At 62.2% G+C, this 8207-nt stretch carries 9 protein-coding genes and 1 pseudogene; 7 read left to right on the top strand and 3 right to left on the bottom strand.

The window, feature by feature from the left end:
- The 3 genes and pseudogenes from B9Z01_RS35360 to B9Z01_RS34465 form a co-directional block, all read right to left on the bottom strand.
- Positions 1 to 152 (bottom strand): annotated as a pseudogene (locus B9Z01_RS35360) (2-methylcitrate synthase); the annotation flags it as partial.
- 52 nt (positions 153 to 204) lie between these two features.
- On the bottom strand, positions 205 to 1221 hold the full coding sequence (locus B9Z01_RS34470) for an HpcH/HpaI aldolase/citrate lyase family protein (protein ID WP_085489993.1): 1017 nt from the start codon (positions 1219 to 1221) through the stop codon (positions 205 to 207).
- A gap of 215 nt (positions 1222 to 1436) precedes the next feature.
- Entirely contained in the window at positions 1437 to 2420 is a 984-nt protein-coding gene (locus B9Z01_RS34465) for a malate dehydrogenase (protein WP_085489992.1), read from the bottom strand.
- A 506-nt stretch (positions 2421 to 2926) separates the two neighbouring features.
- On the opposite strand from B9Z01_RS34465, the gene B9Z01_RS34460 reads away from it, so the two are divergent.
- The 7 genes from B9Z01_RS34460 to B9Z01_RS34430 form a co-directional block, all read left to right on the top strand.
- Entirely contained in the window at positions 2927 to 3727 is an 801-nt protein-coding gene (locus B9Z01_RS34460) for a GntR family transcriptional regulator (protein WP_085489991.1), read from the top strand.
- Positions 3728 to 3884: 157 nt separating this feature from the next.
- A complete protein-coding gene (sdhC, locus tag B9Z01_RS34455; RefSeq protein WP_085489990.1) occupies positions 3885 to 4301 on the top strand; it encodes a succinate dehydrogenase, cytochrome b556 subunit in 417 nt (138 codons plus the stop codon).
- A gap of 3 nt (positions 4302 to 4304) precedes the next feature.
- Positions 4305 to 4673 (top strand): succinate dehydrogenase, hydrophobic membrane anchor protein, encoded by a 369-nt coding sequence (gene sdhD / locus B9Z01_RS34450; RefSeq protein WP_085489989.1) that lies wholly within the window; start codon positions 4305 to 4307, stop codon positions 4671 to 4673.
- A gap of 4 nt (positions 4674 to 4677) precedes the next feature.
- Entirely contained in the window at positions 4678 to 6453 is a 1776-nt protein-coding gene (gene sdhA / locus B9Z01_RS34445; protein WP_085489988.1) for a succinate dehydrogenase flavoprotein subunit, read from the top strand.
- A gap of 24 nt (positions 6454 to 6477) precedes the next feature.
- A complete protein-coding gene (locus B9Z01_RS34440) occupies positions 6478 to 7182 on the top strand; it encodes a succinate dehydrogenase iron-sulfur subunit (RefSeq protein WP_085489987.1) in 705 nt (234 codons plus the stop codon).
- A gap of 81 nt (positions 7183 to 7263) precedes the next feature.
- Positions 7264 to 7536, top strand: a complete 273-nt coding sequence (locus tag B9Z01_RS34435) for an FAD assembly factor SdhE (protein WP_064271069.1) — start codon at positions 7264 to 7266, stop codon at positions 7534 to 7536.
- A 72-nt stretch (positions 7537 to 7608) separates the two neighbouring features.
- Positions 7609 to 8207 (top strand): citrate/2-methylcitrate synthase (locus B9Z01_RS34430; protein WP_275937544.1); only part of this gene is annotated, 599 nt, incomplete at its 3' end.

Below are 8207 nucleotides of genomic sequence, written 5' to 3'. Positions count from 1 at the left end.
CGATAGTGAAGGTCGTTGCCGGTCTTGCCGACCGTGCATAGCGCGGTGTTGCCCGCGGTCACGCCGGAGAGCGCGACGGATTTCTTCGGTTTGAAGCCGCTTTGCGGCTCGTTGCCGCCCGCTGCGCCAGCGGCCTGCGTCGTCTCGCTCATGTTCCGCCTTCTCCTGTGTGCCGGCTTGTTGCCGCCGTTTGACTCGTGCTGCTCATGTTCCCGATTGTCCGTTAGCGCCCACTTTCACAAAGAGCGGCGCCGCTTCTTGCGCAATCGCACGGCCAGTGGTTTGCGCGCGGCGCAGCACCGACCAGTAATAGCGATAGCTCGCGCGGTCATGCAGCGTGTCGTGATGACGCGTCGGGCCCCATTGCGCGGACTGCGCGGCCAGCAGGATTTCGGTGGCCGTGGCGATTTCTTCGTCGCGCGGCGCGAACGCGGCGACGATCGCCTCGATCTGCGCCGGATGGATGCTCCACATACGCGTGTAGCCGAATTCGTTGCGCGCGCGGGCGGCGTCGTTCGCGACCACGCTCATGTCGCGCACTTCGGTGCTGACGTTGTGCGACGGCACCTTGCCGTGCGCATGGCAGGCGGCCGAGATTTCGAGCTTTGCGCGCCGCACGAGCGGGTGATCGAACTGGCCGGGCGAGCGCATGGCCGTGTCGGGGATCGCGCCGTCGTGCGCGGAGACGAAATCCATCAGGCCGAAGCTCAACGCCTCGACGCCCGGTAGCGCGGCCAGTTCGAACACGCGCGCGAGCGCACCGTGAGTTTCGACGAGCAGTTGCACCGGCACCGGCTGAGCAATGTTCAGCTCGCGCCGCGTTGCCTCGACGAACGCGACCATTTCGGCCGCATCGTGGACGTTGCGGATTTTCGGCAGTGTGATGTAAGCAGGTGCTCGCTTCGCGGCGCGCAGAATCAGGCGCACGTCGTCGCGCCAGTGCGCGTGAGCGAAGTCGTGAATCCGCACGCCGACGCGGCCGAAGCGGTCATGCTCGCTGCCGACGAGCGACGCGACCAGCTCCGCGTGTTCCGCCTCGCGGCCGACCTGCGCGCCGTCTTCGCAATCGAGCGTGATATCGAACACCGGGCCGAGCTGCTGCTGCAACGCGAGCGACTTCAGCATCAGCTTTTCGCTGCCGGCGTAGTGATCGCAGGCAGGCAGCACAGCGGGCGGCGCTTCGCCGTCAAACAGCACTTCTGCGGGTGTGAGAACGCGCATCTTCGGCGTGAGGGGCGTGGGGTGATTAGAGTAAACCGGATTCGGGCGCGCTCTGCGCAGCCGCCGCGAGGCGGCCGCAAAACGCGCTCGAATCCGCTGCGAATCGCCGCCTTTCAGCGGCGGCTCGCACGTCGATTCGCGCGGCAATTCGCGCGAAAAAAACCGGAACCCGCCGCGGTGACGCTTCGGAGTTCCGGTTCGTCTGCATCAGATGCTTAGCCGAGCAGGTGCTGAACGCCTTCGCGCTCTTCGAGCAGTTCCTGCAGCGTGCCGTCCATCTTTTCGCGCGAGAACGCGTCGATTGCCAGGCCTTCGACGCGCTTGTACTCGCCGTTTTCGCACGTGACCGGCACACCGTAGATGATGTCTTCGGGAATACCGTACGAGCCGTCCGACGGAATGCCCATCGTCACCCACTTGCCGTTCGTGCCGAGCACCCAGTCGCGCACGTGGTCGATCGCAGCGTTAGCCGCCGACGCCGCCGACGACAGGCCGCGCGCTTCGATGATCGCCGCACCGCGCTTGCCGACGGTCGGGATGAACGTGTTGCGGTTCCATTCGTCGTCGTTGATGAGCTTGGTCAGGTCCTGACCTTCTGCGGTTGCGACGCGGAAGTCCGGGTACATGGTCGGCGAGTGGTTGCCCCACACGGCCAGCTTTTCGATCGACGCGACCGGCTTGCCCGACTTGGCGGCCAGTTGCGACAACGCGCGGTTGTGGTCCAGACGCAGCATGGCGGTGAAGTTCTTCTTCGGCAGATCCGGCGCCGACTTCATCGCGATGTACGCGTTCGTGTTGGCCGGGTTGCCGACCACCAGCACCTTCACGTCGCGGCTGGCGACTTCGTTCAGCGCCTTGCCCTGAACCGTGAAGATTTCGGCGTTGGCCGACAGCAGGTCCTTGCGCTCCATGCCTTTCGAGCGCGGACGCGCGCCGACGAGCAGGGCGATGTCGGCGTCCTTGAACGCGACCTTCGGGTCGTCCGTGATGACGACGCCCGACAGCAGCGGGAAGGCGCAATCATCCAGTTCCATCACGACGCCTTTGACGGCGGCTTGCGCTTGCGGCAGGTCGAGCAGTTGCAGGATGACCGGCTGGTCCTTGCCGAGCAGATCGCCATTGGCGATGCGGAACAGCAGGGAGTAAGCGATTTGACCTGCGGCGCCGGTGACGGCAACGCGCTTTGCGGGCTTAGCCATTGAGAAATCTCCAGGACGATGCGTTAGACGCTAGGGAAAACGCCATTCTATATGCGCGTTCAGCGAAGCGTTATGAAACACGGCGGATTTACTGTTCGCATACGGACCGTCAACGGATTCGTTGGATACCGGGCCGAAGTGGCGCGTTGCGGCAAGACCGCCATGCCGGAAACCTATACTGCCGAGCAGGGAGGGATAGTGCGATGCCGGGACCGCCGCTGCACGGTGCGGGCTCCTGCAAACAGCGCGTTTCGGCAAGCGTCTGGCCAGCGGATGGCGGCGAATCGAAACCTGAACTGCGTGGGGAACGGCATGGTGCAGAGTGGCTGCCAGAGCATCGCGGCACTGCATCAAACAGCGGCCGGAAAACCCCGCAAACCCTTGCTCGACAAGGAGTGTAGGAGTCGTCACAGACAAAGTCAACATTATCTTATGTCTTATATAAGACATATCTGTTGCGGGGAAAAGCCTAGACGCGCCCCGGCCCTTTATGATGAAATGCGCGGATGAATTCGAACCCGGCGAATCCTGTGAACCCGAATGGCCAGGGGGCCGCGGGCGAAGGTGTATCCGTTGCCGCACCGGCTGCGTCGCCCACTTTCAGCCCCTTGTATCAGCAGATCAAAGGGTTGATTACGCAGAGCCTCGAAAGCGGTGAGTGGAAGCCGGGTGAGATCATTCCTAGTGAAGTCGAACTGGCGGCCCGTTTCAAGGTGAGCCAGGGTACCGTGCGCAAGGCGATCGACGAACTGGCCGCCGACAACCTGCTGGTGCGCCGTCAGGGCAAGGGTACTTTCGTTGCGACGCACAACGAAGATCGCGCGCAGTTCCGCTTCCTGAGATTGCTTGCCGACGACGGCGCCGAGCATCCGCACGTGAGCCGCCTGCTCGAATGCCGGCGCTTGCGCGCATCGGCGGAGATCGCCCGGCAGCTCGACCTGAAGCCGGCCGACCCGGTCGTGCTCATCAAGCGTTTGCTGCAGTTCGATGGCGAAATCACCGTGCTCGACGAAATCTGGCTGCCAGGCGCGGTGTTCCGTGGGCTCACGCTCGAGCGTCTGTCGGAATACAAAGGTCCTCTCTACGCGATGTTCGAAACGGAATTCGGCACCCGCATGATTCGCGCGACCGAGAAGATCCGCGCGGTGGCGGCCGAGCCTTCGGTGGCGGACCTGCTGCATGTTCCGGCTGGTTTTCCTTTGCTTTCGGTGGAGCGCGTGTCCTATACCTATGGGGACCGCCCGGTTGAAGTCCGGCGAGGTTGGTATGTCACAACCGGGTACTACTATCAGAACGATCTGAGCTGAATCGGGCTGAAACGAGGCGCGGCGTCCCACACGCGTGCCCGTGGGAAGGTGCCTTCATTGCGCGCGCAGCCATGAGTCTGTAGCGGTTTTCGCTGCAGCGCGATATAAAAAGGCGCTAAAATTGCAGATTAGTGTTACTACATAGTAGGGGTCTAGCATGGCAGAAGCCGTAAAAAAACCGAGGCCGGAATTCCGGAACATCGGTATTGGGCAAATATTGACGGCGTACCGTCTCCCGCTAGCGGGGCGCGTGTCGATCTTGCATCGCGTGAGCGGTGCGCTATTGTTTGTTTTCCTTCCGTTCCTGCTGTACCTCTTCGATCAAAGCCTGACTTCCGAACTCAGTTTCGACGTCTTCAAGGGCTTCCTCTCCAACATCATCGTCAAGCTCATCACGCTGGTTCTCGCGTGGGCTTTCCTGTTCCACTTCTGCGCCGGCATCCGTCACCTCGTGATGGATACGAATCACGACGCAGTCTCGAAGGAAAAGGGCAAGTCGACCTCCGTCGTCGTGATCGTCGTCTCGTCGCTGCTCACTATCGCATTCGCGGCCAAACTGTTCGGAGCATTCTAAAAAATGTCAGCTAATAACCGAATCGGGTCGAAGCGTCTCGTCGTCGGCGCGCACTATGGTCTGCGCGACTGGCTTGCGCAACGCGTCACCGCCTGCGTGATGGCGGTCTACACCGTGATTCTGCTCGCGTGGTTCTTCGGCGCGCGCGACTTCTCGTACGACGGCTGGGCGTCGATCTTCGCGACGCAGTGGATGAAGCTCGCCACGTTCGTCACGCTGCTCTCGCTGTTCTATCACGCGTGGGTCGGTATCCGCGATATCTGGATGGACTACGTGAAGCCCGTTGGCACGCGCCTCGTCCTGCAGGCGCTGACGATCCTCTGGCTGCTCGCATGTGCGGGCTACGCTGCGCAGATTCTCTGGAGAGTGTAAAAGAATGGCTGCAATCAAGAATTCTCTGCCGCGTCGCCGCTTCGACGTGGTCATCGTCGGCGCAGGCGGCTCGGGGATGCGCGCTTCGCTGCAACTCGCGCGCGCCGGTCTGTCGGTTTGCGTGCTGTCCAAAGTGTTCCCGACGCGTTCGCACACGGTTGCGGCGCAAGGCGGCATCGGCGCTTCGCTCGGCAACATGAGCGAAGACAACTGGCACTACCACTTTTACGACACGATCAAGGGCTCCGACTGGCTCGGCGACCAGGACGCGATCGAATTCATGTGCCGTGAAGCGCCGAACGCCGTCTACGAACTCGAACACTTCGGCATGCCGTTCGACCGTAACGCCGACGGCACGATCTATCAGCGTCCGTTCGGCGGCCACACCGCGAACTACGGCGAAAAGCCGGTGCAACGCGCCTGCGCGGCGGCTGACCGTACCGGTCACGCGCTGCTGCACACGCTGTATCAGCAGAACGTCGCGGCCAAGACGCAATTCTTCGTCGAATGGATGGCGCTGGACCTGATCCGCGACGCCGAAGGCGACGTGCTCGGCGTGACCGCGCTGGAAATGGAAACCGGCGACGTCTACATCCTCGAAGGCAAGACCACGCTGTTCGCCACGGGCGGCGCGGGCCGCATCTTCGCGGCATCGACCAACGCGTTCATCAATACCGGTGACGGCCTCGGCATGGCGGCCCGTTCGGGCATCGCGCTGCAGGACATGGAGTTCTGGCAATTCCACCCGACCGGCGTGGCCGGCGCGGGCGTGCTGATTACCGAAGGCGTGCGCGGCGAAGGCGGCATTCTGCGCAACTCGAACGGCGAGCGCTTCATGGAGCGCTACGCGCCGACGCTGAAGGATCTGGCGCCGCGCGACTTCGTTTCGCGCTCGATGGACCAGGAAATCAAGGAAGGCCGCGGCGTGGGTCCGAACAAGGATCACGTGCTGCTCGACCTGTCGCACATCGGCGCCGAGACGATCATGAAGCGTCTGCCGTCGATCCGCGAAATCGCGCTGAAGTTCGCGAACGTCGATTGCATTAAAGAGCCGATCCCGGTCGTGCCGACCATCCACTACCAGATGGGCGGCATCCCGACGAACATCCACGGCCAGGTCGTGGGCACTTCGAAGGGTCACGAAGATCCGGTCAACGGCTTCTACGCCGTGGGCGAATGCTCGTGCGTGTCGGTCCACGGTGCGAACCGTCTGGGCACCAACTCGCTGCTCGACCTGGTGGTGTTCGGTCGGGCTGCCGGCAACCACATCGTCAAGCACGTGAAGGAAATCAAGGAGCACAAGCCGCTGCCGGCCGACGCCGCCGACTTCGCGCTGTCGCGTCTGGCGAAGCTGGACAGCTCGTCCTCGGGCGAGTACGCGCAGTCGGTCGCAAACGACATCCGCGGCACGATGCAGAAGCACGCTGGCGTGTTCCGTACCTCGGCGCTGCTGGCCGAAGGTGTCGAGGCCATCCGCGAAGTGTCCGCACGCGTCGACAATATCCACCTGAAGGACAAGTCGAAGGTCTTCAACACGGCCCGCATCGAAGCGCTCGAAGTCGCGAACCTGATCGAAGTGGCCCGCGCCACGATGGTCTCCGCCGAAGCGCGCAAGGAAAGCCGTGGCGCGCACGCGCAAGACGACTTCGAACATCGCGACGACGAAAACTGGCTGCGCCATACGTTGTGGTTCAGCGAAGGCGACCGCCTCGACTACAAGCCGGTTCACATGAAGCCGCTGACCGTCGAATCGGTTCCGCCGAAAGCGCGTACCTTCTAAGGCACAAGTCAAAGGAATTCAGAAATGGCCAAGCGTACATTTGAAATTTACCGCTACGATCCGGACAAGGACGCGGCACCGCGCATGCAAACGTACGAGATCGACATCGACTCGCACGAACGCATGCTGCTGGACGCGCTCATCAAGCTCAAGGCGGTGGACGAAACCTTGTCGTTCCGTCGCTCGTGCCGCGAAGGCGTGTGCGGCTCGGACGCAATGAACATCAACGGCAAGAACGGCCTTGCGTGCCTGACGAACCTGAACGACCTGCCGCAGAAGATCGTGCTGCGTCCGCTGCCGGGCCTGCCCGTCGTGCGTGACCTGATCTGCGACTTCACGCAGTTCTTCAACCAGTATCACTCGATCAAGCCGTACCTGATCAACGATACGCCGCCGCCGGAAAAGGAACGTCTGCAGTCGCCGGAAGAGCGCGACGAGCTCGACGGCCTGTACGAATGTATCCTGTGCGCCAGCTGCTCGACCTCGTGCCCGAGCTTCTGGTGGAACCCGGACAAGTTCGTCGGCCCGGCTGGCCTGCTGCAAGCCTACCGCTTCATCGCGGACAGCCGCGACCAGGCAACGGGCGAGCGCCTCGACAACCTGGAAGATCCGTACCGTCTGTTCCGTTGCCATACCATCATGAATTGCGTCGACGTGTGCCCGAAGGGCCTGAACCCGACCAAGGCAATCGGCAAGATCAAGGAATTGATGGTTCGCCGCGCTGTCTAGGATGAATAGCTCCCGCGCTCCCTGTCGTTCGCTGCCTCGAGGGCGGTCAGTACGCTGGGGAGCGGCCGGGCGCGTACCGACATGAACGAAACATCGCATCAGTCCGACCCCCTCCGCCGCGCGCGTCTTCGCTGGCGTGCACGGCGGGGCCTGCTGGAAAACGATCTGATTTTCGAGCGTTTTTTCAGCCGATATGAGCATGACCTCAGCGATGCCGACGTGGGCGCTCTCACGCGCCTGCTCGAGCTGAGCGATAACGACCTGATGGACCTGCTGCTCGCGCGCAAGGAACCAGAAGGCGAGCTTGCCGACCCGGACGTGATCCGGGTTCTGGAATTGCTGCGCAACGCTTGAGCGCCGCCAGTCCGTTATTCCAGGCGTGCGATTATCGAAACCCTGTATCCATACTTCGATTGAGGATGTGCTATGACCCCGTCAGATGTTAAAGCCACGCTATCGTTCAGCGACAATTCGCCGAGCGTCGAAATGCCGATATACAAGGGCACGATTGGCCCGGACGTCATCGACATTCGCAAACTGTACGGCCAGACCGGCAAATTCACGTACGACCCGGGCTTCATGTCGACGGCGTCGTGCAATTCGGCGATCACCTACATCGACGGCGACAAGGGCGAGTTGCTGTATCGCGGCTACGCGATCGACAACCTCGCGCAGAACGCCGACTTCCTCGAAACCTGCTATTTGCTGCTGAACGGCGAACTGCCGAATGCTCAGCAGAAAACCGAGTTCGTCAACACCGTCACGAAGCACACGATGGTGCACGAGCAGATGCAGTTCTTCTTCCGCGGCTTCCGCCGCGATGCGCACCCGATGGCGATTCTGGTCGCCGCAGTCGGCGCGTTGTCCGCGTTCTATCACGACTCGCTCGACATCAACAATCCGCGTCATCGTGAAGTGTCGGCGATCCGCATGATCGCGAAGCTGCCCACGCTGGTCGCAATGGCGTACAAGTACAGCATCGGCCAGCCGTTCGTGTATCCGAAGAACGACCTGTCGTACAGCGC

It is taken from the genome of Paraburkholderia susongensis, assembly GCF_900177725.1.
Classification (GTDB): Bacteria; Pseudomonadota; Gammaproteobacteria; order Burkholderiales; family Burkholderiaceae; genus Paraburkholderia; species Paraburkholderia susongensis.
The sequence above is the reverse complement of the archived record's forward strand: the minus strand, read 5'-3'. Positions and strand labels throughout refer to the sequence as shown.